Consider the following 24,283-nt stretch of genomic DNA (forward strand, 5'->3'; position numbering starts at 1 on the left):
CCTTACATTGAGCTGTATTTGTCACGCAGTCGCTGACGCACGAACTCCGCAACCGTGTTGAACAGGAAGGTGAACACAAAGAGCACAAAGGCCGCCAGGAACAGAACCCGGTAGTGAGAGCTGTTCACCTCGGCTTCCGGCATTTCCACCGCAATGTTGGCGGCCAGGGTACGCATGCCGTTGAAGATGCTGAAGTCCATCACCGGTGTGTTGCCGGTGGCCATCAGTACGATCATGGTTTCGCCCACGGCCCGGCCCAGGCCCATCATCACCGCCGAGAAGATGCCAGGGCTGGCGGTCAGCATCACCACCCGGGTCAGGGTCTGCCAGGGGGTCGCACCCAGTGCCAGGGAGCCGTTGGTCAGGTGACGGGGCACCGAGAACACGGCGTCTTCGGCAATGGAGAAAATGGTCGGGATCACCGCAAAGCCCATGGCGATACCCACCACCAGGGAATTGCGCTGATCAAAGCCAATGCCCAGCTCGTTGGTAAGAAAACCGCGGGCATCACCGCCGAAGAAGACGTTTTCCACCACGGGGCTGAAGGCAAAACAGGCCCAGCCCACCAGCAGTACCACCGGCAGCAGCAACAGGCTCTGCCAGCCATCGGGCACGGCGTTCCTGATGTGCTTGGGCAGGTACTGCCAGACAAAAGCGGTCAGAAGAATGCCCGCCGGCATCAGCACCAGCACCATGACCACGCCCGGCAGGTGGGTTTCAATCAGCGGCGCCAGCCACAGACCGGCCAGGAAACCGAGGATCACCGTGGGCAGGGCTTCCATGATCTCCACCGTCGGCTTGACCACCTTGCGCAGTCCCGGCGACATGAAATAAGCGGTGTAGACGGCACCGGCAATGGCGATGGGTACCGCGAACAGCAGCGCATAAAAGGCCGCCTTGATGGTGCCGAAGGAAATCGGCACCAGGCTCAGCTTGGCTTCAAAGTCACTGCTGCCGGAGGTGGACTGCCACACATACTGGGGCTCGGGATAGCCTTCATACCAGACCTTGGTCCACAGTGCCGTCCAGGTCACTTCCGGATGTTCGTTGTCCACATGGAAGGTGGACAGACGGTCACCATCGGCCAGCAGCAGCAGGTTGTTGCGCGGTGACAGGGACAGGGCTGACACGCCTTCACCTGCCAGTCTTTCGGAATAAAGGTGGCTGTCGCCGGTGGTATGGAAAATATCCACCTGGCCAGAGCTGGTTACAGTAACAAAACCCTTGCGGTTGACCTCGTTGGCGATCTGTGTCACCGGCCCGGCCGCTTCAAACTCGCGAATAAAGGTGAATTCGCGCTTGCCGTCCTTCGCCACTTCAAACCACTGGGACACCACACCATTGTCGTTGCCCACCAGCAGGGAGTTGCCACCGGACAACAGCGTCATGGTGGTGATGTCTCCGCCCCGGGCATTCATGGGGATCACTGAGCGCAGCCGTACCTTGCGAATGTTGCGCACATCATACACCGACACTTCGTTGCCGCTGCGCACGAACATAAAACGCAGGTTGGGGGTCACCAGGATCTGATCCACCTGTGCCGGCAGACCGGGAATGGCCACCTGGGTGGGAGTCAGCTCCAGTTCACCGGTGAGAAAGTTTTCCTTGCCGGCGAAACGGGTCAGCACAATCTCACCGCCGGCCACCACCGCCGCCGCCAGCAGATCCTCGCCATTGGTGGCGAAGCTCAGGTTCTCCAGCGCCCTGCCCTGCTCATCGACCTGCAGCGGCGCCCGTCCGAAGGGCCAGGTGACGCCGGGGGTAATGGTACGCACATTGTCGGGATAGCTGACATCGAACTTGGGTGCCAGCACCTGCATGGTGCCGTCATTCAGACCATAGGCCACCATGGACTTGCCGTCGCTGGCGGTTGCCGCGGTGACCTGACCTTCCACCGCCGTCGAGTAAAGCTGCTGCCCCTGTTGCAACAGGGAGTAAAAGCGCACTTCACCGTCCTGGGTAAACTGATAAACCTGCTCGTTTTGCTCTTCCACCCCCAGCAACAGCGAGCTGCCGCCGTCGACCAGGCTGATCTCGGTCGCCGGCTCCACACTGGCGCTGTCAAAGATGGGTTTGACTACATAGAGCAGATAAAAAAAGATAAGCAGCAGCGCCACCAGCACTATGATACCGCCGGCGGTCACTCCTGCCTGAGCCAGCCTGTCCTTGAGCCAGCGCTTGCGGCTCCCCGACAGGGACATGGTTTGAGTCTGGGCTGACATTCGTCACCTCGTTCACTATTCAGTTGCCCGCATTCTATGGCAAATAAATGACAGTTTTGTTACAGATAACAAAGGTCGCAAGCAGGACTTTAAAAAATACCCGCAAGGTGTATCTTGAACAGGAAGACCTTCCGCTATTCAAGGAGAGAACCGATGAAAACACTGGTCGCCACCCTTATCGGTCCCGACAAGACCGGCCTGGTGAAGCAACTGGCCGCCCTGGTGCGCCAGCATCACGGCAGCTGGCAAGGCAGTGCCATGAGCGAGCTGGCCGGCTATTTTGCCGGTATCGTGGAAATACAGGTGCCCGCCGAGCACAGTGAAGCACTGGAGCAGGCACTGACGTCCCTGCCCGACTTTCAGGTACAGCTGGTAGAAGGAAAAAGCCCCTCGCCCCGTGGCCAGCAGCTCAAGCTGACGGTGACCGCCAACGACCGCGTCGGCATCATCGACGAGGTGACCGACATTATCAACAGCCTTAATGTCAGTGTAAAAAGCCTGAAGACCGACAGCCACCCCGCCCCCGTCACCGGCATTGCGCTGTTTGAGATCCAGAGCACCCTGACCCTGCCCCACGGCCAGACCCTGGGCGATCTGCAAAGCCGGCTGGAAGCCCTGAGCGATGATCTGGTGGTGGATATAGAACTTATTTGAGTACTTGACTCAACCGGCCGCCTGCTTTTTGGCGGCCTTTTTCTCCGCCCGGCGGCGCCTGAAAAAATCGCTGAGCTGGGCTGAGCAGGCCCCCGCCAGCACTCCCGAACACCATTCAATGCGGTGATTGAGACCGGGGGTGGCCAGCAGTTGCAGCACAGAGTCCACGGCGCCGGTCTTGGCGTCGCTGGCGCCATAGACCAGCCGCTGAATACGGCTGTGCACCATGGCGCCGGCACACATCATGCACGGCTCCAGGGTCACATAAAGGGTGCAGTCCAGCAGGCGGTAGTTGCCAAGGCGTGCTCCGGCCTGGCGCAAAGCCATGATCTCGGCATGGGCGGTGGCATCGTGGTGGCCGATGGAGCGGTTCCAGCCTTCCCCCACACATTCCCCCTGATATACCACCAGGGCACCCACCGGCACTTCCCCTTCCTGCTCGGCCCGGGCCGCCAGTGCCATGGCCCGCTGCATCCAGTATTCGTCTTGCTCGTTCATCACCGCCTCCTGAAGGCGGCTATTATGGCAAAAGCCGGCCCGGCTGCAAGCACGATGCAAAAAGGCTGAAAAAACCGCCACTGCGATCAATAAAGCGGCAAACGAATATAAAAGCGTAAAAATAGGGTTGCGGCGGGGCGGGCGGAACCTTATAGTAGCTCCCGATTCGGCGTGTAGCGCAGCCTGGTAGCGCACTGTCATGGGGTGTCAGGGGTCGGAGGTTCAAATCCTCTCACGCCGACCAAATCATCCTGAAAAGCCCACCTTATGGTGGGTTTTCTGCATTTAACAGTGGGGCTTTCCACACGCTTGTGTGAATAGCCCGATAAAGCCCATCTATTTACGGTGGGTTTTTTACATTTAGCTCCGGCGATCTCCACACATCTGTGTACATAGCCTGATAAAGCCCATCTATTGACGGTGGGCTTTTTGCATTTAACGCTGGCGACTCGCCGCGAGCTGCCTGCAAACGGGCACTTCAGACGGGGAAAGTGCCATATGGTGCACGTTTCCCCCAAAATGACCACCTAAGCCTTATATTCCATCAGCAAGACCTCAACCGGCTGACCGTGACGCTCCAGACGGCGTTGCTCCACCTCGGCAAACCCCATGGCCTCGAAAAATGGCCGGGCATTCATGCTGGCATCGCAATACAGCCGGTACAGCCCCCGGGACGCCGCCTCGGCCTTGAGGCGTTGCATCAGCGCCCGGCCTATGCCCTCGCCCTGACGGGCATGATGTACATAAAATAAATCGATACGACCGTCATCGCCGAGTTCGGCAAAGCCCAGCAGACGTTTTCCTTCCATCGCCACCAGTGGCCGGGTACGAATAAAGCGGCTGACCCAGCGCGGCTCGTCATACTCCTCAGGTGCCCATACCGCCAGCTCGTTGTCGCTGTAATCGGCCTGGTTGATCCGGTGCACGGTATCGTGGAACAACTGCCAGATACTGCCCGTTTCACCACTGCGGATCTTCCTGATTTCCATAATTGCTCCTGCTGCTGATACTGCTTACATGCTAACTCTTCCATATAGCCACAGTTAGTGCCAATAAAAAAGTGGCTTTTCAGCCACTTTCAACCTGTTAGCACAGATTTTTATGCTTCAGGCCCGGCTGCCGGCGGCCTGATGAGGCGCCAGCCGGGTAGTAAACAGGGCCGCCAGCAGCAAAAAGACACTGGATATCCACAAGCAGGCGGCCAGCCCCGCCTGCTGATACACCCACCCCGACAGCAATGTGCCCGTCAGGCGTCCCAGGGCATTGGCCATATAGTAAAAACCCACATCCAGGGACACTCCGTCTTCACTGGCATAACTGACAATCAGGTAGCTGTGCAACGATGAGTTAATGGCAAACAAGGCGCCGAACAGCAGCAGACCTGCGGGCAACAGCCAGTGGGGATCAAGCTTGACCGTCAGCCCCAGAGCAATCAGCGCCGGAACCGTGGTCAGCGGCAGCACCCAGCCCAATGCTGTCCTGGCCCCGGGCGCCCGGTCCGAGTGCCTGCCGGTCAGATGTGGCGCCAGCGACTGCACCAGACCGTAGCCAATGACCCAGAGCGCCAGAAATCCGCCCACCCGCCAGTGATCCCAGCCAAATACAGACGCCAGGTATACCGGCAGCGCCACTACAAACCAGACATCCCGGGCACCAAACAGGAACAGGCGTGCCGCCGACAACAGGTTGATATTGCGGCTTTTGGAGAAAATATCCCGAAACTTTGGTTTGGTCCTGGCCCGCCCCAGTTCCTGTTTCAGTAACAGCAGGCTGGCCAGCCACACCAGCGCCAGCACCACGGCCATGGCAGCCACTGCACCGGCAAACCCCAGTCCCGTCAGTAAAGCGCCACCAAGAAAAAAGCCCACCCCCTTGAGCGCGTTTTTGGAGCCGGTAAGCAGGGCAACCCAGCGATACAGACTGCCCCCTGCGTCTTTGGGAACCAGCAATTTGATGGCACTTTTGGCGCTCATTTTGTTGAGATCCTTGGCAATGCCCGACAAAGCCTGAGCCGCCATCACCCAGGGCACCGTCAGCCATGCCGTCGGTACCAGCAGCATGGCAAGGGCCAGCACCTGCAGCGCCAGACCCAGATTCATGGTGCGGTTCAGCCCCAGACGGGCGCCCAGCCAGCCGCCAGCCAGATTGGTGATCACCCCGAACAGCTCATAAAACAAAAACAACAGGGCAATTTCCAGAGGTGCATAGCCAAGCTGGTGAAAATACAGGACGACCAGCATGCGCAGGGCGCCGTCGGTAAGGGTAAAGGCCCAGTAGTTGCCGGTGATCAGCAAATACTGGCGTACTTCCTGAGACAGGGTGGCAAACATGGCTCAGTTTGCCTGATCGAGCCGGCCCACCTTGCGCATCAGCTCGGCAGCCCGGTTGGCGTAGCCCCACTCATTGTCGTACCAGACATACAGCTTCACTTGAGTGCCATTTATGACCATGGTCGACAGCGCATCGATAATGCCGGAACGCGGATCCGTCTTGTAATCCACCGAGACCAGGGGACGCTCTTCGTAACCGAGAATACCGGCAAGAGAACCTGCGGCGGCGGCTTTCAGCAGTTCATTCACCTCTTCCGCCGTGGTGGCCTTTTCCACTTCAAAGACGCAATCGGTCAGGGAAGCGTTAGCCAGTGGCACCCTTACTGCGTGACCGTTGAGCCGGCCTTTCAGCTCGGGGAAAATGTGGGTAATGGCGGTGGCCGAACCGGTCGTTGTGGGGATCAGGCTCTGACCACAGGCCCGGGCCCGGCGCAAATCCTTGTGGGGCGCATCCAGTATGGTCTGGGTGTTGGTGATGTCGTGAATGGTGGTCATGGAGCCATGACGAATGCCCAGCTGTTCATGAATGACCTTGACCACGGGTGCCAGGCAGTTGGTGGTGCAGGAGGCGGCGGTCACGATGGCATGCTGCGCCGGGTCGTAAAGATGATCGTTCACTCCCATCACCACGTTGAGCACGCCCTCTTCCTTCACCGGCGCGGTGACGACCACCCGCTTTACGCCCTGATCCAGATAAGCCTGCAGCAGGCTTCTGGTTTTCATTTTACCGGATGCCTCGATCACCACGTCACACCCGGACCAGTCGGTGTCGGCAATGGCACTGTTCCGGGTGCATTCAATACGCTGCTCGCCAATCAGCATGCCCTGCCCGTCGGCGCTGGCTTCAAATGCCCAGCGGCCGTGCACCGAGTCAAAATTCAGCAGGTGCGCCAGGGTGGCGGCGTCACCGGCGGGATCGTTGATGTGCACAAACTCCACATCGTCCCATTGCCAGGCCGCGCGCAATGCCAGCCGGCCCATGCGGCCAAAGCCATTGATTCCAACTTTAATGGTCACTTTCTCTCTCCCCTCTGTACCGTTATCAAGCTTCTCTGCCGGCGAGGATATATGAAAAAACGCATAAATAAAATGCGAAAAAAAGCCCCGGAAAACCGGGGCTCAAACAACCATGACAGCAGACGCTGTTATTTCAGACCAAGCTTTTTCAGGTCGGCTTCCACCACGGCGGCGGGCACCGGCACATAGCCGTCCTTGTCGACGATTTCCTGACCCTGCTTGGACAGCATCAGTTTGACAAACTCGGCTTCCATCGGACCCAGCGGCTTGTTGGGGTGCTTGTTCACGTACACGTACAGGAAGCGGGACAGCGGGTATTCACCGCTGATGGCATTTTCAGAGTTGGCTGCCACATAGTCGGTAGAGCCGGCTTCAGCCAGCGGCACGGCGCGCACGCTGGAGGTGCTGTAACCCAGGCCGGAATAGCCGATGGCGTTCAGGGAAGAAGACACGGACTGCACCACGGAGGCAGAGCCGGGCTGCTCGTTCACGTTGTTCTTGAAGTCACCCTTGCACAGGGCCTCATCCTTGAAGTAGCCGTAGGTACCGGATACGGAGTTGCGGCCGTACAGCTGGATATCGCGATTGGTCCAGTCACCGTCCAGACCAACCTGACCCCATTTGGTGGCCTGCTGAGCCATGCCACAGGCAAGGGTGCTGGAGAAGATGGCGTCCACCTGATCCATGCTCAGACCCTCGATGGGGTTATCCTTGTGCACGAATACCGCCAGGGCATCGATGGCCACGCGAACCGGCGTCGGCTTGTAGCCGTAGCGCTTTTCAAAGGCTTCAATTTCATTGCTCTTCATGGCGCGGCTCATGGGGCCGAACTGGGAAGTGCCTTCGGTCAGGGCAGGCGGCGCAGTGGAGGAGCCGGCGGCCTGGATCTGGACATTGACGTTGGGATACTGGCGTTTGAACTCTTCGGCCCACAGGGTCATCATATTGGCCAGGGTGTCGGAGCCAACGGAAGATACGTTTCCGGACACACCGCTCACTTTCTGATAATCGGGCAGTGAATCGTCAACTGCCGCAAAAGCGGAAGTGGCGGCCATGGCCACGGTCAGTCCCAGTGCACTTGCCAGTTTGTTCAGTTTCATCCTTAATCTCCAATTCGGGTTCGGTCTTTCAAGACGCGGCCAGTATTGCTGCCGGCGATGACAACTATATGAACCAAACATGACGCTTTTATGACAACCCCGCAAGGGTTTAATTCGGCTGTAACAGACAGACCGGCCCCCGCATAAACGGGAGCCGGTCTGGGAGAATGAAGAAGAAAAGCGTCAGGCAGTCTGTTGCACACTGGTGCCGGTTACCAGCAGCCGCTCGGGCAGGCGGAAGCCGAAACGACTGCCCTCACCCGGACGACTTTCTATCTCCAGATGGCTGTCGTGATGGCTGAGGGCATGCTTGACGATGGCCAGCCCCAGCCCGGAGCCCCCGGTCTGGCGGCTGCGGGCCTTGTCGACCCGGTAAAACCGCTCGGTCAGCCGGGCGATATGCTCGGGCGCGATACCGTCACCGTCATCACTCACCGTAAAGCGGCCAACATTTCCCTGCAGCCCCCATTCCACATGAATATGGCTGCCCGCCGGGGTGTGACGCACGGCGTTATACACCAGATTGGAAACGGCACTGCGCATCTGCTCCGGATCCCCTCTCATTCTGAGGGAGGAATCGATCACAAAACTGAAATGATGCTTCCGCTCTCCACTGAGCGCCACCGCTTCCTGCTCCAGCATCTGCAGTATAGCCGGCATATCGACCACCTTGGTAAAGTCGGGCTGAGGTGCGGCCTCATAGCGGGTCAGGGTCATCAGCTGATTGACCAGGGCGTCCATGCGCTGGGTCTGTTCAAACAGCACTTTCTGGGCCTTGTGCCACACCTGCTCGGAGGGCGGCTCTTCCAGCATTTCCAGATAGCCCTTGAGTACCGTCAGCGGTGTGCGCAATTCGTGGGATACGTTGGCCACAAAGGATTTGCGTACCTGCTCCAGGCTGCGCAACCGAGTGACATCCCGCACCACCAGCAGTGCCTGATCTTCGGCATAGGGCATGATCCGGCACTCCAGCAGACGCTCTTCGCTGAGTGGCGAGGGCATTTCCAGCGGCTCACGAAAATCAGACCGTTTCATGTAAGCGATAAACACCGGCATTCGCACCAGGTTGCCGATATGCTGACCGGCATCGTCCGGCCAGCGGAACCCGAGCAGCTGCTGGGCCAGTTTGTTACACCAGATAATGCTGCCGTCCCGGCGAATAACCACAGCGGCGTCGGGCAGGGCCTCGGCTCCTTCGCGAAAACGGCGTACCAGATTGGCCAGCTCCCGCCGGCGGGTACGCTGACGCTGTTGCAGCCGATAGATACCGTTAAAAATGCCTTCCCAGCTGCCCTTGCCTTCCGGGGGGGTCAGGCTGCGATCCCGCCACAGCCATACCGACAGCTTGTGCTGATAGCGATGATTGACAAACAGATGGAGCAGGGTACCCGCCAGTAATCCCAGAGCCGGATTATCGACAAGCAGCCCAAGCAGCCCGAAGACCAGGTAGAACAGCCCCAGCCGCCACCATAAGCCCCGATTGGATTCTTGTTGCTGCATGCAAGCCTCATAGGCGAACGGAAAAACGGTAGCCGGCACCCCGAACTGTCTGGATCAGACGATCATGCCCGGAGGGCGAGATGGCCTTGCGCAACCGGCGAATATGCACATCCACAGTACGATCTTCCACAAAGACATTGGTGCCCCACACATTATTAAGCAACTGCTCGCGGCTGTATACCCGCTCGGGGTGAGTCATAAAGAAATGCAGCAGCTTGAATTCGGTCGGCCCCATATCGAGCTGCTGGTTATTGGCGCTGACCCTGTGACTGAGCGGGTCCAGACACAGGCCCTGCACCTCGATCGCATCTTCCACCGAGGTTGGCGCCACCCGGCGCAGTACCGCCTTTAAGCGGGAAGTAAGTTCCTTGGGGGAAAACGGTTTGGTGATGTAGTCATCGGCGCCCACATCCAGGCCCTTTATCTTGTCTTCTTCTTCGGCCCGGGCGGTGAGCATGATCACCGGGATCTGGCGGGTGAGTTCGTCCTGCTTGAGGTGCTTGATAAGCTGAATGCCACTGCCGCCGGGCAGCATCCAGTCGAGCAGGATCAGGTCGGGATAGGGCTCCCTGACCATTTCCAGAGCCTGATCGTAATCCTCGGCCTCCTGTGTGGTAAAACCTTTCTGCTCCAGTACAAAACACAACATTTCGCGAATGGGGGCTTCATCTTCCACCACCAGTATTTTCCGTGTCATTTTTCAACCGCCTCTGTCATACGGATCTTGTCGTCTTGCCCCCATTATTGGAAGACAGTATGACAGTTTTATGAAACCGTGACACAACAGATTCTTTTGAATCCAATTGTGACCTGTTCAGCACGCGTGATACCCCATGCACAGCTCCGGCTGACCGGTACCGGGATCCAGACTTTCCCTGAGCACGGCAAAACCATGCTGCCGGTAAAAATGCACCGCAATGTCATTTTCGCAAAACACCTTCAACGACAGTTGCCGGCGCAGCCGCTTGGCGGTGGCCATCAGCGCCTTGCCGATGCCCTTTTGCTGACAGTCCGGGCGCACAAACAGCGCTGCCAGATAATCTTCCGCCAGGGCAACAAAGCCCTGAATTTCTCCTTCCCGCTCGCATACCCATACTTCTGCCGAAGGCAGGTAACGGGCCCGCATTTGCTCCTGCTGGCGCCACCAGTAAGCGGCGGGCACAAAGTCGTGTGCCTGCAGCGAAGCCAGCAGCCAGACGTCCAGAATGGCGTCGGTATCTTCCGGCCTGGCCTGTCGTATCATTGTTCTTCTCCCCTGCTCATTCTTTATTTCATTGTATGGGCCCGGACCGCCCCTGAGCGGGGATTTGTGCACCTCTGTGAGCGGGATCCGCCTTTATGACTCAGGAATGATCCACTGATCACAAAGTCGGATTGCTATACAATGCCGCTTTTTCGGCTCGTGACCGAGGACGCCATGTGGTTTAAAAATCTGCAAGTTTACCGTTTTACCCGCCCCTTTGAACTCAGCCTGGAAGAGCTGGAAACACAGCTGGAAGCCATGACCTTCAGCCCCTGCGGCAGTCAGGAACAGGCAAAAGTGGGCTGGATTTCTCCCCTGGGAAAGCGTGGCCAGGCCCTGACCCACAGTGCCGGCAACCAGATTTTGCTGTGCGCCAAAAAGGAAGAAAAAATGTTGCCGGGCTCGGTGGTCAACGATGAAGTGGCCGACAAGGTGGAAAGCCTGGAAACCGAGCAGGGCCGGGCGCTGAAGAAAAAGGAAAAGGACGCCATCAAGGAAGAGGTGATCGTCAGCCTGCTGCCCCGGGCCTTCAGCCGCTTTCAGCAGACCTTTGCCTGGATCAACCCCGATGACGGCTTTATCGCCGTGGACGCCAGCTCCGCCAAGCGCGCCGAAGATCTGCTGGCGCTGCTGCGCAAGTGTATCGGCAGCCTGCCGGTGGTGCCCCTGGCCATGACCACCCCCCCCGAGCTGACCCTGACCGACTGGCTCAAGGACGGTGCCGCCCCCGCCGGCTTTGCCCTGGAAGACGAAGCCGAACTGCGCTCGGCGCTGGAGCACGGCGGCATTATTCGCGCCAAACAGCAGGATCTGCTGAGCGACGAAATGAAGGCCCACCTCGATGCCGACAAGCTGGTGACCAAGCTGGCGCTGAACTGGAGCGACACCATCAGCTTTATGCTGGGCGACGACATGAGCATCAAGCGGCTCAAGTTCTCGGAAGAGCTGCGCGAGCAGAATGACGATGTCACCAGCGAAGATCCGGCCGCCCGTTTCGATGCCGACTTCGCCCTGGTCACCGGCGAACTGTCCCGTTTTATACCCGAGCTGATTGACGCCATGGGCGGTGAAGAAAGCCGTTAAACGCACCTGGAGCGCAGGCTGCCAGCCTGCATAGCGCCCAGTCAGGGCGCTCAATAAGCAGGTTGCCGCAGCGCGCCAATTTGCGGGCAGGCTGCCCGCGCTCCACCAGCCCCCTCATATGACCAAAGCTGTCCCACGGTATTGGTATTTCAGTGCGTTTCCGTCTGTTATCACCGGCAACGACGGTTTCCTTCGCGGATGACGGTTATGTTGACACTCCATCGCATTTGCAGGAGTTCAACCATGCGTCCTTTTTCTTTTGCCGGCCTGCTGGGGCTGCTGCTTCTGGCCACCGGCTCCGCCTCGGCTCATGACGACCGGGGCTGGCATCACCACGAATATGAGCAGGATTATCGTGATGAATACCGCCGGGAATACCGCCGCAACAGTCTGCCCATCACCACAGTTGCCGAGGCCCGGCATCTGGCCGATGACAGCCGCATTATTCTCTCCGGTCATATCGTACGCCGGCTGGATGACGACGAATTTCTGTTCAGTGACGGCACCGGCACCATCAGAATCGAAATGGACGATGACGACTGGCGCAGACTGCGCCGCCATCGCCGGGGCGAAATACTGATCTGGGCCGAGGTGGAAAGAAAAAAACGCCGGGTGAAGCTGGAGATCGAGCGGGTGCGTCCCGCCGGGTGGTAACCATTGCTCGAAATCACCGGCGCATGAGAGTAAAATGCCGGCCCCGGCCGCCATCAGGTGGCGGCCCGCTGACCTGACATCAGACGAGATCATCATGTTTGTACCCGAATTGCTCTCCCCCGCCGGTTCCCTCAAGAACATGCGTTACGCCTTTGCCTATGGCGCCGACGCCGTGTATGCCGGCCAGCCCCGCTATTCCCTGCGGGTGCGCAACAACGAATTCAACCACGAGAACCTGCAGATTGGCATCAACGAAGCCCATGCCCTCGGCAAGAAGTTCTACGTGGTGGTCAATATTCAGCCCCACAACGCCAAGCTGAAAACCTTTCTGCGCGACATGAAACCCGTGGTGGACATGGGCCCGGATGCGCTCATCATGTCCGATCCCGGCCTGATCATGCTGGTGCGCGAGCACTTTCCCGAGATGCCCATTCACCTGTCGGTGCAGGCCAACGCGGTCAACTGGGCCTCGGTGAAGTTCTGGCAGGACTACGGCATCGAGCGGGTGATTCTGTCCCGGGAGCTGTCACTGGAAGAAATTGAAGAGATTCGCCAGCACTGTCCCACCATTGAGCTGGAAGTGTTTGTGCACGGCGCCCTGTGCATGGCCTATTCCGGCCGCTGCCTGCTGTCCGGCTACATCAACAAGCGCGATCCCAACCAGGGCACCTGCACCAACGCCTGCCGCTGGGAATACAAGGTGCATGAGGCGAAAGAAGACGACGCCGGCCAGATAGTGCACAAGCAGGAGCCGATCATGGTGCAGCCGGTAGAAAGCGACATCACCCCCACCCTGGGTGCCGGCAAGCCCCATGATGAGCCGGTGCTGCTGGAAGAAGGCAACCGCCCGGGCGAGTACATGGCCGCCTATGAAGACGAGCACGGCACCTACATCATGAACTCCAAGGATCTGCGCGCGGTGCAGTATGTGGAGCGCCTGACCCAAATGGGCGTGCATTCCCTCAAGATTGAAGGCCGCACCAAGTCCTTCTATTACGTGGCCCGCACCGCCCAGGTATACCGCAAGGCCATTGACGACGCCGTGGCCGGCAAGCCCTTTGACACCACCCTGATGAGCACTCTGGAAAACCTGGCCCACCGCGGCTATACCGAAGGCTTTCTCAAGCGCCATGCCCACGGTGACTACCAGAACTACGATTACGGTTACTCGGTGTCCACCAGCCAGCAGTTCGTGGGCGAGATCACCGGACGTGACGGCGACTGGGTGGAAGTGGAAGTCAAAAACAAGTTTCTGGTGGGCAACAGCCTGGAGCTGATGACGCCAAAGGGCAACCTCACCTTTACCCTGGAGCAAATGAAAAACCGCAAGGGCGAGCAGGTTGACGTGGCCCCGGGCAACGGCCATGTGATGTACATTCCCCTCGACGCCGGCATTGATGTGACCTACGGTATTCTGATGCGCAACCTGGGTGATCAGCAGGACACCCGCAACCCTCATGTGAAGCAAGCCGATGGCGCTGTTAATCAAGGATAACTGCATCAACTGCGACATGTGCGAGATATACATATAAGTAATTGAATTTAAAGTTTTTATTGAAAAACCTGTGAAAAACATGAGAATTTTATTCATGGTTTTTAACTACAAAAACTGATTAATTAATAGCCTAAGGCTATCTCAGCCAAGGTGGTTCCCAGACGAGCGCCTTGGCTTTCCTCATCTAGACCCGTCTCCCTCTCTCCATAGCCTGCCCTCAACGCCTTATTTATTGTAAGATCCACCGCCTTTCTATTAACAACAACAAAAATAGCATTATGACAACTTTGAGCACTAAGCCTCCCTCCTTTCGCAGGGACATAAATGGCCTACGGGCATGGGCCGTTGTGGCCGTCATTCTCTATCACTTTGGAATACCGGGGTTCGATGGGGGGTTTGTCGGGGTAGATATTTTTTTCGTCATCTCAGGCTTCCTGATGACCGGCATAATAATAGGAGGAATAGAGCATTCGGGGGGGGGTAATAGATTTAGCCTATTAAATTTTTATCTCGCCAGAGCTCGCCGGATTGTTCCTGCACTGCTGGTGCTATGCACGGTTCTGCTCATTCTTGGCTGGTTCTGGTTACCCGCAACAGACTACAGAGCGCTGGGGTTTCATATCTTCAGTGCCTTGGGATTTGTCTCCAACATCAAGTTCTGGAAGGAAGCCGGCTATTTTGATGCTGCTTCCCATGAAAAATGGCTACTGCACACATGGTCGCTGTCTGTAGAGTGGCAGTTTTACATTATTTTGCCTCTGGTACTGCTTCTGCTGTGGAAGCTTCGCCCCAGCCGTAACTTCATTATTGGTATGATGGCCGTCGGCTTTATGCTCTCACTGGGCCTGTCAATCGTACTATCTCCAATCAAGGCAAGTGCAGCTTTTTATCTGCTGCCCACTCGCGCGTGGGAAATGTTGGCAGGTGGATTAGTATATCTTCTGGCAGACAGGATAAGATTTTCTTACATCCAGAGTAAATCGCTCGAAGCTATCGGTTTTCTTCTTCTGCTGTACTCTATCTTTTTCTTAACCACTGCGGCTGTCTGGCCCGGTTATCTCGCTTTGCTGCCTGTAATTGGTACTGCTTTAGTACTCTTGGCTAATCAGGAATCAAAGCTGACTGCAACGCAACCTGCTCAGTGGCTGGGGAATATCTCTTACTCCCTGTACCTGTGGCACTGGCCCTTTGCTGTTGCGCTAAACTATGCAGGATTGCAGCAAAACCTGTTTGCGATAGCTATTGCCCTTCTCTTGACGCTGGTATCCGGCTACGCCTCCTACAGGCTAGTAGAAAAGCCTGTTCGCTTCCACCTGAACAAGGTAAGTCTTAAGCCTAGTATTATTGGCTTTGCTGTGGTGGTTCTGGCAGTAGCGCTGCCCGGATTGGCGGTAAGGCTACAGGATGGAGTTCCCGGGCGTCTTCCTCATGTTGATGCCATCTTCAATGAGGCTAATAACAGAAATCCTCGAATGGCTGAATGTCACGTTTCAGGCTCTAAACCTATTCCAGAGTGTACTTATGGTGGGAATAAACTCGGAGCAATTGTAATTGGTGATAGCCATGCGGCTTCTTTTGTTCGCACAATAGAAAAGGCTTTGCCCTCAAATGATCTCAATGTTCTCGACTGGACATTAAGCTCTTGCCCAACAATAGTAGGTTTCAAAGACAAAAAAGACCAAAGTTATCGTTGCGGTGATTTTGTTGACTCAGCAGTTAAAAGACTATCTAAAGAAAAAAGTGATACACCTGTTTTTATTATTAACAGAACGTCTGGATATATTGAAGGCCCCAATGAGCCAGATAGAAGCCTTGAGATAGAAAATCCCAATAGATATATCACATCACCTCATGAAAAAAGAGATGATGAATTTTACAATGAAATCACTCAAGGGATAATAGAAACTGCATGCCTTATCGCTGAAAGCAATCCAACATTTATGTTAAGGCCTATCCCTGAGCTAAAGATAAATGTCCCTAAAACAATGGGAAGCAACCTACTGTTATATGGAAATCCCTCTAGAGTATCTATCGATATAAATGAATACTATGATAGGAATAAAAGAGCAATTGAAGCTCAAAACACAGCTGCCAAAAATTGTGGAATTAAAATTTTAGATCCACTTCCTTATTTATGTGATGAACATTTTTGTTACGGTGACAATGGTGGAAAACCAATTTACTATGATGACGACCATCTAAATGAACGAGGTGGACAACTTCTGATGCCTATATTTGAAGAAGTATTCAAAGAACGAAAAACTGAAGCAACCTTGGCTAGTAAATAAAAATATCATATAAAAAGGGGCAGCATCATGCTGCCCCTATATTTCAGAATGGAAGTTCTTCTTCAGGTTCATCAAAACTTAAATTATTACCAACCTTAAAATCAAAATCCAACTGCTCTTCCTTTCTCTTTTCATAAACATCCTTTGCGTCTTGAGCCTCTCCTTTCCTTTTATGGAAGCTCTCAGCAACAACATCAAACTCAAGCTTGTAAATTTTTGGCCTGTTAGTGTCTCTACACCTCATTTTTATCGTATTTACACCAACATTAATAAACTGAGTTTTATTTATTTCATTTAAAGCTGTTTTCAAAATTTTAGCGTTAAAGTCTCTGAAGTTGATATCACAACTAACTCGAAGCAACTCGCATAATGTATCAATGCGCCGATTAAATTTGAGGCTTGCTCTTTTCTGCAGTGATACTTCATTGAGGAATAAACGCATAAAATAAAAAGAAGTTTCACTTTTCAAGCCAACCAAGTAGTTAAGCGGGATAGTAGTGTAGCCCTTCGGGTGTTGATCCACATTATATAAATAAGGCAAGAATTCATAACTGAACTTCATTTTAATAAAACCGTAATCTGCTTCTTCCACACACTCGAAAACATCTATAGCACTAACACCACTTACACTATCATCAGTTAATTTTTGAGTACGAATCGGCCTGACATTACACTTTATATCAGCAAGTAACTCGGCCTTTCTTTCTACTTCTATTTTGTTATTTTTAGATTTAAGCCCCCATAGTGAAACAAAATCCTCTATAGAAAAAATAACAGACCTATATTTAAAGTCAAAGTCAGGCACTTTCGAATGTGAAATATAGTCAGTATAAAACTTTTCACTTGTTGGATTGATCAGAGATAAAGCAGTATATAATATACGCCGCTCCATGATCCTCATGCTTGTGAAGTTTATGATTTGATTGGAAAGTGAAATAGTATTATTTTCTAAACGGTTCATTGGTTCTCCTTTTTCTGAAAGTTAGTAATTCAAAAAATGGAAGTCAACCCTTCAACACAAATTATCATCACTTCGTTCCTTGCCAGAAACTACTCCCTTACTCTTCCACCATCTCGCCTTACACTTGAACCACTTCCCTCAAAAACATAACATTTCACAAAAATTGACAGCTCTCAGCGATCAAAAAAAACATCTGATACGTAACAGCCAGCACTGCACATAAAAAATCATTTTTATAGTTTTGAATAACCCTAGGCAAGCTTGGCTTATCAGTAATTTTTTTAGTTAACTAAACAAGATAGTGAAACATGCTACAGAAACAAGTCTGCTAAACAAGATCAGGAACAGGAAACTAAACAGGAAATGAAATCAGGACAAAAACAAGTATGCAACAGGAAAACAATATGAAAAATTTATTGAGAAGGGCTAACGCCCTATCTAAAGACTAAGATCTTCTCTCTTGATATTTTTTTCACTAACACATTCATTGATCTTTTCTATAACTGAAGAAACCTCTGAGCATATTTCTAAATTTGATAGTTCACTCATAGTTTTGTAAATTCTATTTTTTTGTCTGTTCTTTTGAGTTGAGTCTTTCTCTTCCTTTGCCTTAAACCACTTTATAAGCTGACGTTGCAACCTTTCCAAAAGCTTCTTTTCCAGTTGAGTTTTATGAAGCTTATTATCGAACTGTTCAGATAGAGATTTAACCAGATTCAACTTTTCATCGATCAAGTTAAAGTCTCTGGCACTTTTTACTCTCCAGCTCGGAATGTTTTTTTTGTTGGGGCACTTCTGGCATTCAAGAGTTTTTGCATATTCAGTCCAGTCATAACCACATCTTTGCTTCGTTGAATTATTAAAGGTATTTTTAAGTACATGTGTTGCTGTTTTACGTTGTAAGTTTTTTAGAAAATTTCCTTGCTCTGTAAATTTCCCAACAACCAAGTGGACATGATCTCCAGTCCCTTTACCCTCCATGCTCTGCTGATGTAATATTGCAAGCGTACTGCTAGCCAGCTCTTTGCCCCCAACATTACAACATTTCGCCAATGCATTGATACAATCAATAACAATCCCGCGCCACTGTTTTTCTGAAGGTCTATAATTTTTTGGTAAGTTCAACGTAAATTCCATTGCGTAAGAGCTTGGAGGCCGACCGCCTAGCCCTCTCATTTTTTGTTCTGCAGAGTAGCGTTCTGCGTAGTAAACGATATTAGCCATAGCATCATCACCACCAAACACCTTGGTGATACATTCGGTCTTTTCATGATTTATATGTTTCTTATTAAACAAGTATACATGTCTGGCAGCTATACCTTTAGCACCATTTTTTGTCACTGCTGTTTTTACTGTCCATCCTTTCATATTTAAATTAATATTTATATTTCACATTTGTATTCAAGATAGGCTAACCGAAGGTTAACCGTACTTGCTTAGGGAGACCCTAAGAACCCCAAAATCAAAAATAATTTTTCAAGAAGTTGGCAACGACATACTCAACTAACTCAATCTTCAATCTCTTTTCTGCTTGCTTGAAGTCATAACCATCCACACTATCAAGATATCTTGCCTTTTCTAATACAAGTAGTGCTTTAACAATCTCTTCAATATCAATACCGCCACTTTTACCGAATAAAGACTCATATAAAAAACTATTTTTATCATGAATCAACTTTTCTAAAAAATTACTGTATCGACTAACATCTTGAAAAAAGATGATTTTAGTTATTTTATTTTCCATATATTAATAATACTAAAATATTAATGTAAATCCAAAGCAACTAAAAACCATAAGTTCACATTCAAAATAAGGCGTTATTATCGAAACATCCCATTTGAGTCATACTCCATAACTCAAAACAGGTGTTACAAGCTCGTTAAAAATAATTGTTGACATTTTCATTCATGACCTTACGATAAATATCGAGGGGTTGCTTGAACCATGATAGAGATTACATAGAAATGAACAACAAACTACTTAACTATTCCCAAGCAGCATCTTACATTGGTGTGAGTAGGCCTACGCTTAACCGGTATGTGAAGACACATCGCAAGCGTAAGTACCTTCAGCCAATCCGTTTTTCTCAAAACAAGGTGCTGTTCAGGAAAACTCAGTTAGACATGTTTATGCAGGAATGTGTTAGCTGAATTTAAGGAGGGGAAACCCTCCTTTTTTTACCTGTATCCCTCCTCTTCCAACGCCTTTATCTCTTCATGTAACACTTTATAATGCGCATTAAAACCAGCAATTGCCGGCTCTAGTACATCACTAAAATCATAGTGCTTGGAGAGGCTATCCCCTACAGAGTGATTCATACAAATTTTACTTACTCTCTCATAATCGGGCCGGAACTCACGTAGTTGCTCTATAACATTGGTTTTCACCAGCTTTCTGCATAGCGTAGGGAAAGCTCCAGCAGATCCTTTTTTACCTATATCTTTACCCTGAGAGTAAATATGTTCATTATCAAAATTATCTTTAAATAATTTATCCAAAGATCTTTTATTCATGGGAAGATTTGTGTTTCTCACTCCAGAGAAAACATAAACTGGGTTAACCCCTCTTTGTTCTTCTAGTATCTCTCGTATTTCCGGCGTAATTGGAATAATAAATATACTTTTGGACTTCATATCCCCCTCATAGTATTTAATCATTTTATCACTAACAGAAGACCACCTTAAATTACTAACATTAATTGGTCTTACTCCTGTCAGGATCATAAACCTCACAGCATTTTTTTGCATTGGTGTTTTCTTTGCTATTCTGATCCAGAGCTTAGCCATACCTTTATTATCCGTATATACTTTGCATGGCTTATTAGACTTAATGTCTTTAAAAACAGGGTGTTTGTGCAGGTTAGCGGCACAGTCAATGTCATCATTATACAGCATTGCACCATGCGCCCATACTCGCTTTAAACACTCCATAACTTGCTTTACATATGACCTTGATAGAACGTCGCCTGTTGGCTTCACGTATTCATAAAGAAGATATTCGCAAGCACTAACAATGTCTCTTATTTTAACTTTCCCGAAAACTTGACATTCATCAAAGGCTAACTTAATAGTTTTAGCTCTTCCCAACTCCGTTTTAAAGCTACTAACTCTATAGCCTTCACCATCAGCAAGATTATCTATAACAAAGGGCAAAGACTCATCTTTTTTCCTCAACCTCTTCATCAGGCTATTTATATATGACTCGATAACATAATAAACAGTGACGTTAGTTATATCTCTGGACATAATCCTTGCTGCGTGATCCAAAGCCTCTGAATACGTCTTAAAGTCCTTAAACAGATCTCCCACCCGTCCATATTCTCGATAGAACGCGATATATATACTCCCGCTAGGCTTTATCACTAGCCTCAGTTTTCCCGCACTTTTTGTGATTGATTTGTTTTCCTTTATTGCTTTATCAAGCAGGTTCATGAGTTCTCGATCTGTAAATTTTTTCTTTAGTTCCAGCTGGAATCTAGCTTGTTCAAAATTCATACAACACTCCGATAATAGAGATCCGCTAGCTTTCAGATGCAGGTTTTCACAGGACGAGCGAAGCCATCCCGGATAACCAGCTTAAAAAGCCAGAATCAGGTTATTTGTTCATCAAAATTGAGGTAGAATTCACAGCCGATTGCGTACAAACGCCTGTAAACTCGCGACAAATCAACAATGCCGAAGTTGGGGAAGGAGAACAAGCCCCGTATGGAGCCATGAGAAGATTCGTGAGAAAAAAACCGATAAACTATGAAAAAATGTGAAAACGCATGATAAGGCAAGCATGTCAATAGACAAAATACCGGCACTAAAAAAATTTATGTATTTCAATAAGTTAAATGAGAACCTTGGCGCATGGCACTACTAATCAAAGACAGCTGCATCAACTGCGACATGTGCGAGCCGGAGTGCCCGAACGGTGCCATTTATTACGGGCCGGAGATCTACGAGATAGACCCGGATCTGTGCACCGAATGCGTCGGGCATTACGACAAGCCCACCTGTGTCAGCGTCTGTCCCATCGACTGCATCATTAACGACCCGGACCACAGGGAAAGCGAAGAGCAGTTATGGGACAAGTTCGTGGTGCTGCATCACGCCTGAACAAAAAGCCCCGGTTCGCAGACCGGGGCTTTTTCATGGGTTCATATTCCGAAGCTCATACCCCGGGTTCGGGCAGGGCTTCTTCTTCCGGCAGCAAAAACCACACCACCAGGCCGGCACAGGCCAGCAGCAACCCGCCCAGTACCCGCTGATCCATCTCCGGCAACAGGCCCTGCACCAGCAGAAACAGACCGCCCCCCAGATTGGCACAGCCTCCGAGCAGGGCGCCGGCGGTGCCGGCATGCTGTGAAAAGGGCGCCACCGCCCTGGAGGTGGCCACCGGAAACAGCAGGCCCGCTCCGGCAAAATACAGGCCCCCACCCAGCACCAGCATAAACAGACCCAGATCCGGCAGCAGGCCGCCGGCCAGCACCAGCACGGCACCACTCAGCAGGCCGGCACTGGCCAGCCACTGCATGCGTCGCACCGTCCATACCGCCGCCTTCATCGACGCCAGCATGGCCCCGCCGAAATACAGCGGCAGCGGCAGAATAAACAGCAGGCTGATGTCGGCGCTGGTCAGGTTGCCCTGCCGGCTGGCCAGCACACTGAACACCGCCTCGTACAGGATCAGGCCGGCAAAGGTGGCGATCAGCATGCCGAGCTGACGACGAAAGCCACTGTGATGCAGCACGTACTGATAGGCGGGCAGCATGGGCTGCACATGGCGGCGCACGGCGGGCAGGGTTTCCCGAAAGCACAGGCTCATCACCAGCAGGATCACCAGCCCGGTGGCCAGCAGAAAGCCGTACATCGACTGCCAGCCAAAGTGCAGGTTAAGCCAGCCACCGGCCAGGGGGGCCAGCAAGGGCGCCAGCATGATGCCCATGGACACATAGCCGTTGTAACGCACCAGCTCGGCGCCCTCAAAGCGATCCCGCATCAGGCTGCGGCACAGGCTGCCCGCCGCCGCCGTGCCCGCCCCCTGCACAAAGCTACCCAGCAGCAGCATGGGGTAAGACGGCACCAGCAGGATCAGCACCGAGCCCAGCACATAGATACCGAGACCGGCGAGCAGGACCGGCCGGCGGCCATGACGGTCTGACAGCGGCCCATATACAAACTGAAACAGTCCGTAGGGGATCAGGTAAAAAGCCATCACCAGGGGCATGGCCTGGCCACTGACCTGCAGGGCGGCGGCCATGTCGCCCATGGCGGGCACATAAAGGGTTTGGGTCATCTGACCCGCCGCTACCATCAATACGGTCAGCAGCACCAGTGACAGGCCCGACATGGCCATATTCTCCAGAAAACAGGTACATGATATGACTCACATCATAGAGACTGGAGAGATCCGCTGGCAATCGAGATTCATGCGAGCTTTTATAATGGCCAGACCCAGTTTTTCTAATCGAAACGGTAACGGTAACTGACGCCCCAGGAAGTAAGGCCATCGTTGGGCTTTTTCAGCCCGCCATTGGACAGGTGCCAGGCTTCCAGCGCCAGGCTGTGCCGGCCCATCATCAAACCCAGACCCGCCCGGCTGTTAAACTGCAGCCGGCTGGACAGCTCCCTGGACCCCAGCCGGCTCTGGTTAATCCAGGCCGGCCCCACCCCCGCATAGGCCAGGGGGCGCAGCCCACCTTGCCCGCCTTCATACACCAGGCTCGGCACCACGCTGAGCTGGGTAAGGTGGTCGCCATCCAGGCGCCAGCGGCTGCCATCAAGATCCACCCCAATATCCAGGCGCCCTCCGGCAAGCGAGCGCCAGTCCTGCTGCCAGCCCACCCCCAGACCATAGCGCTCGGCGTTGTCACCCTCGCCACCCGACAGTGCCAGAGAGGGATCTGCACGCAAGGGAAACGCCAGCATTACCATCAACCACACACACCCGCGTCCCCTGTTCATGCCGGCCTACCTCTTTATTACAAGCCTGTTCAAATTCTAGACACCCATTTTAATCCTTGCCTGCGGTGGGGACGCTGGTATAATTCGCGCTCGAATTTTGTTCTTTAACATCAAGTGGGTCTTCTCATATGCATCCGATGCTGAATATTGCGGTGCGCGCTGCGCGTAACGCCGGTCAGGTTATCGTCAAGGGTTTTGCCAATCCGGACAATCTGGAAACTCGTCAAAAGGGCCAGAACGATTTCGTTACCAATGTCGATCTTGACGCGGAAAGCGCCGTAATAAACACCATTCGCAAGTCTTACCCCGAGCACACCATTATTGGTGAAGAGTGCGGTGAGCTGACTGGCAGTAACCCCGACTACCAGTGGATTATCGACCCCCTTGATGGCACCACCAACTTCATGAAGGGCATTCCCCACTTTGCCGTATCCATCGCCCTGCGGGTGAAGGGCCGCACCGAGCAGGCCGTGATCTACGATCCCATTCGTGATGAGCTGTTCACTGCCAGCCGTGGCGCCGGCGCCCAGCTCAACGGCTACCGCATTCGCACCGGCAAGGCCAAGGATCTGACCAACACCGTGCTGGCCACCGGCTTTCCGTTCAAGCAAAAGCACCAGACCGAGGCCTTCCTGGCCATGTTCCAGGGCATGTTCCTGCAGTGCGCCGACATTCGCCGCGCCGGTGCCGCCAGCCTGGATCTGGCCTATGTGGCCGCCGGCCGGGTAGACGGTTACTGGGAACTGGGCCTCAAGCCCTGGGACACCGCCGCCGGCAGCCTGATCGCCCGGGAAGCCGGTGCCATCGTGACCGACTTTGTGGGTGGCCACAACTTTGACCGCAGCGGCAACGTGGTCTGCGCCAACCCCAAGGTGCTGAAAGTGATGCTGTCCACCATTCGCGAGCATTTGCCCGAGTCGCTGGCCAACTAAGCCCGGCCCGGTAAACATATCAAGCCCCGCCAATATGCGGGGCTTTTTTGTGGCTGGACGTCAGGGACTGGGGACTGGCAGCATACTTTGTAGGCCCCACTTCAGCCCCCCGTGTCAGGATAGTTGTCGCCTCTTTAAAACCCAATACCATAGACGGAGGGGCGATAAGTAGACATGAATGAATCAGTACCCTGAAGAACGTAGAAACGCCATGATCCGTAAGATGCTGTCTCCGGATTGTCCTTCCATTGCTCAGCTGGCTCGTGATGAGGGAATATCGAAGTGGACCCTGTATGATTGGCGTAAGCAAGCCATTGATGGAGCGCAGAGAATACCCATGCCGGACAAGCCAGCAGA

24 protein-coding genes and 1 tRNA gene are annotated in these 24,283 nt (G+C 53.0%); 10 read left to right on the plus strand and 15 right to left on the minus strand.

Annotation, left to right across the window (positions count from 1 at the left end; all coding sequences use genetic code 11):
- Window positions 1-2: 2 nt before the first annotated feature.
- Window positions 3-2,222, minus strand: coding sequence for an ABC transporter permease subunit (locus DA373_RS01495; protein WP_107850581.1), 2,220 nt, complete (start codon window positions 2,220-2,222; stop codon window positions 3-5).
- A gap of 153 nt (window positions 2,223-2,375) precedes the next feature.
- Here DA373_RS01495 and DA373_RS01500 point away from each other — a divergent pair, with 153 nt between their 5' ends.
- Entirely contained in the window at window positions 2,376-2,876 is a 501-nt protein-coding gene (locus DA373_RS01500) for a glycine cleavage system protein R (protein ID WP_107850582.1), read from the plus strand.
- Window positions 2,877-2,885: 9 nt separating this feature from the next.
- Here the strand turns inward: DA373_RS01500 and tadA are convergent, their stop codons facing one another.
- Window positions 2,886-3,374, minus strand: a complete 489-nt coding sequence (gene tadA, locus DA373_RS01505; protein ID WP_107850583.1) for a tRNA adenosine(34) deaminase TadA — start codon at window positions 3,372-3,374, stop codon at window positions 2,886-2,888.
- 167 nt (window positions 3,375-3,541) lie between these two features.
- Between tadA and DA373_RS01510 the strand changes: the two genes are divergently transcribed.
- A tRNA-Pro gene (locus DA373_RS01510) sits at window positions 3,542-3,618 on the plus strand.
- 283 nt (window positions 3,619-3,901) lie between these two features.
- Here the strand turns inward: DA373_RS01510 and DA373_RS01515 are convergent.
- The 7 genes from DA373_RS01515 to DA373_RS01545 form a co-directional block, all read right to left on the minus strand.
- Window positions 3,902-4,363 (minus strand): GNAT family N-acetyltransferase, encoded by a 462-nt coding sequence (locus tag DA373_RS01515; RefSeq protein WP_107850584.1) that lies wholly within the window; start codon window positions 4,361-4,363, stop codon window positions 3,902-3,904.
- A 117-nt stretch (window positions 4,364-4,480) separates the two neighbouring features.
- A complete protein-coding gene (gene arsJ / locus DA373_RS01520) occupies window positions 4,481-5,704 on the minus strand; it encodes an organoarsenical effux MFS transporter ArsJ (RefSeq protein WP_107850585.1) in 1,224 nt (407 codons plus the stop codon).
- A gap of 3 nt (window positions 5,705-5,707) precedes the next feature.
- Window positions 5,708-6,721 (minus strand): ArsJ-associated glyceraldehyde-3-phosphate dehydrogenase, encoded by a 1,014-nt coding sequence (locus DA373_RS01525; RefSeq protein ID WP_107850586.1) that lies wholly within the window; start codon window positions 6,719-6,721, stop codon window positions 5,708-5,710.
- Window positions 6,722-6,849: 128 nt separating this feature from the next.
- Window positions 6,850-7,821 carry a PstS family phosphate ABC transporter substrate-binding protein gene (locus DA373_RS01530; RefSeq protein ID WP_107850587.1) on the minus strand — a complete coding sequence of 324 codons (972 nt, stop codon included), beginning with the start codon at window positions 7,819-7,821 and terminating at the stop codon, window positions 6,850-6,852.
- A 183-nt stretch (window positions 7,822-8,004) separates the two neighbouring features.
- Window positions 8,005-9,321, minus strand: a complete 1,317-nt coding sequence (gene phoR / locus DA373_RS01535) for a phosphate regulon sensor histidine kinase PhoR (protein WP_107850588.1) — start codon at window positions 9,319-9,321, stop codon at window positions 8,005-8,007.
- Window positions 9,322-9,328: 7 nt separating this feature from the next.
- A complete protein-coding gene (gene phoB, locus DA373_RS01540; protein WP_107850589.1) occupies window positions 9,329-10,018 on the minus strand; it encodes a phosphate regulon transcriptional regulator PhoB in 690 nt (229 codons plus the stop codon).
- Between the two features lie 117 nt (window positions 10,019-10,135).
- Complete coding sequence (locus DA373_RS01545; RefSeq protein WP_107850590.1) at window positions 10,136-10,564, minus strand: N-acetyltransferase; 429 nt, start codon at window positions 10,562-10,564, stop codon at window positions 10,136-10,138.
- A gap of 174 nt (window positions 10,565-10,738) precedes the next feature.
- On the opposite strand from DA373_RS01545, the gene rdgC reads away from it, so the two are divergent.
- From rdgC to DA373_RS01565, 4 genes are all read left to right on the plus strand, one after another.
- On the plus strand, window positions 10,739-11,647 hold the full coding sequence (gene rdgC, locus DA373_RS01550) for a recombination-associated protein RdgC (protein WP_107850618.1): 909 nt from the start codon (window positions 10,739-10,741) through the stop codon (window positions 11,645-11,647).
- Window positions 11,648-11,890: 243 nt separating this feature from the next.
- Window positions 11,891-12,301, plus strand: a complete 411-nt coding sequence (locus tag DA373_RS01555; RefSeq protein WP_107850591.1) for a YgiW/YdeI family stress tolerance OB fold protein — start codon at window positions 11,891-11,893, stop codon at window positions 12,299-12,301.
- A 94-nt stretch (window positions 12,302-12,395) separates the two neighbouring features.
- On the plus strand, window positions 12,396-13,796 hold the full coding sequence (trhP, locus tag DA373_RS01560; protein ID WP_107850619.1) for a prephenate-dependent tRNA uridine(34) hydroxylase TrhP: 1,401 nt from the start codon (window positions 12,396-12,398) through the stop codon (window positions 13,794-13,796).
- 278 nt (window positions 13,797-14,074) lie between these two features.
- A complete protein-coding gene (locus DA373_RS01565; protein WP_107850592.1) occupies window positions 14,075-16,084 on the plus strand; it encodes an acyltransferase family protein in 2,010 nt (669 codons plus the stop codon).
- A 43-nt stretch (window positions 16,085-16,127) separates the two neighbouring features.
- Here the strand turns inward: DA373_RS01565 and DA373_RS01570 are convergent, their stop codons facing one another.
- The 3 genes from DA373_RS01570 to DA373_RS01580 all read right to left on the minus strand — a co-directional run bounded on the left by DA373_RS01570 (window position 16,128) and on the right by DA373_RS01580 (window position 18,789).
- The gene (locus DA373_RS01570) at window positions 16,128-17,045 is read right to left on the minus strand and encodes a replication initiation protein (protein ID WP_107850593.1); all 918 of its coding nucleotides are present in this window, start codon (window positions 17,043-17,045) and stop codon (window positions 16,128-16,130) included.
- 438 nt (window positions 17,046-17,483) lie between these two features.
- Window positions 17,484-18,413, minus strand: coding sequence for a hypothetical protein (locus DA373_RS16255; RefSeq protein WP_157953665.1), 930 nt, complete (start codon window positions 18,411-18,413; stop codon window positions 17,484-17,486).
- Between the two features lie 94 nt (window positions 18,414-18,507).
- Window positions 18,508-18,789, minus strand: a complete 282-nt coding sequence (locus tag DA373_RS01580; protein ID WP_107850595.1) for a hypothetical protein — start codon at window positions 18,787-18,789, stop codon at window positions 18,508-18,510.
- A 221-nt stretch (window positions 18,790-19,010) separates the two neighbouring features.
- Between DA373_RS01580 and DA373_RS16595 the strand changes: the two genes are divergently transcribed.
- Window positions 19,011-19,196, plus strand: a complete 186-nt coding sequence (locus DA373_RS16595) for a helix-turn-helix transcriptional regulator (protein WP_408635730.1) — start codon at window positions 19,011-19,013, stop codon at window positions 19,194-19,196.
- Window positions 19,197-19,223: 27 nt separating this feature from the next.
- Here the strand turns inward: DA373_RS16595 and DA373_RS01585 are convergent, their stop codons facing one another.
- Window positions 19,224-20,540, minus strand: a complete 1,317-nt coding sequence (locus DA373_RS01585) for a site-specific integrase (protein ID WP_107850596.1) — start codon at window positions 20,538-20,540, stop codon at window positions 19,224-19,226.
- 357 nt (window positions 20,541-20,897) lie between these two features.
- Between DA373_RS01585 and DA373_RS01590 the strand changes: the two genes are divergently transcribed.
- Window positions 20,898-21,146: a YfhL family 4Fe-4S dicluster ferredoxin gene (locus DA373_RS01590; RefSeq protein ID WP_107850597.1), complete on the plus strand. Its 249-nt coding sequence runs from the start codon at window positions 20,898-20,900 to the stop codon at window positions 21,144-21,146.
- Window positions 21,147-21,201: 55 nt separating this feature from the next.
- Here DA373_RS01590 and DA373_RS01595 read toward each other — a convergent pair whose 3' ends face one another.
- Window positions 21,202-22,380: an MFS transporter gene (locus DA373_RS01595; protein ID WP_157953666.1), complete on the minus strand. Its 1,179-nt coding sequence runs from the start codon at window positions 22,378-22,380 to the stop codon at window positions 21,202-21,204.
- A gap of 113 nt (window positions 22,381-22,493) precedes the next feature.
- Window positions 22,494-22,964 carry an acyloxyacyl hydrolase gene (locus DA373_RS01600; protein ID WP_232821164.1) on the minus strand — a complete coding sequence of 157 codons (471 nt, stop codon included), beginning with the start codon at window positions 22,962-22,964 and terminating at the stop codon, window positions 22,494-22,496.
- A 158-nt stretch (window positions 22,965-23,122) separates the two neighbouring features.
- On the opposite strand from DA373_RS01600, the gene suhB reads away from it, so the two are divergent.
- Together suhB and DA373_RS16600 are read left to right on the plus strand one after the other, a co-directional pair.
- The gene (gene suhB / locus DA373_RS01605; RefSeq protein ID WP_107850600.1) at window positions 23,123-23,926 is read left to right on the plus strand and encodes an inositol-1-monophosphatase; all 804 of its coding nucleotides are present in this window, start codon (window positions 23,123-23,125) and stop codon (window positions 23,924-23,926) included.
- Window positions 23,927-24,104: 178 nt separating this feature from the next.
- On the plus strand, window positions 24,105-24,283 hold a 179-nt coding region (locus DA373_RS16600; RefSeq protein WP_157953668.1), incomplete at its 3' end, for a transposase.

The sequence above is a fragment of the Oceanimonas marisflavi genome, assembly GCF_003049725.1.
GTDB lineage: Bacteria > Pseudomonadota > Gammaproteobacteria > Enterobacterales > Aeromonadaceae > Oceanimonas > Oceanimonas marisflavi.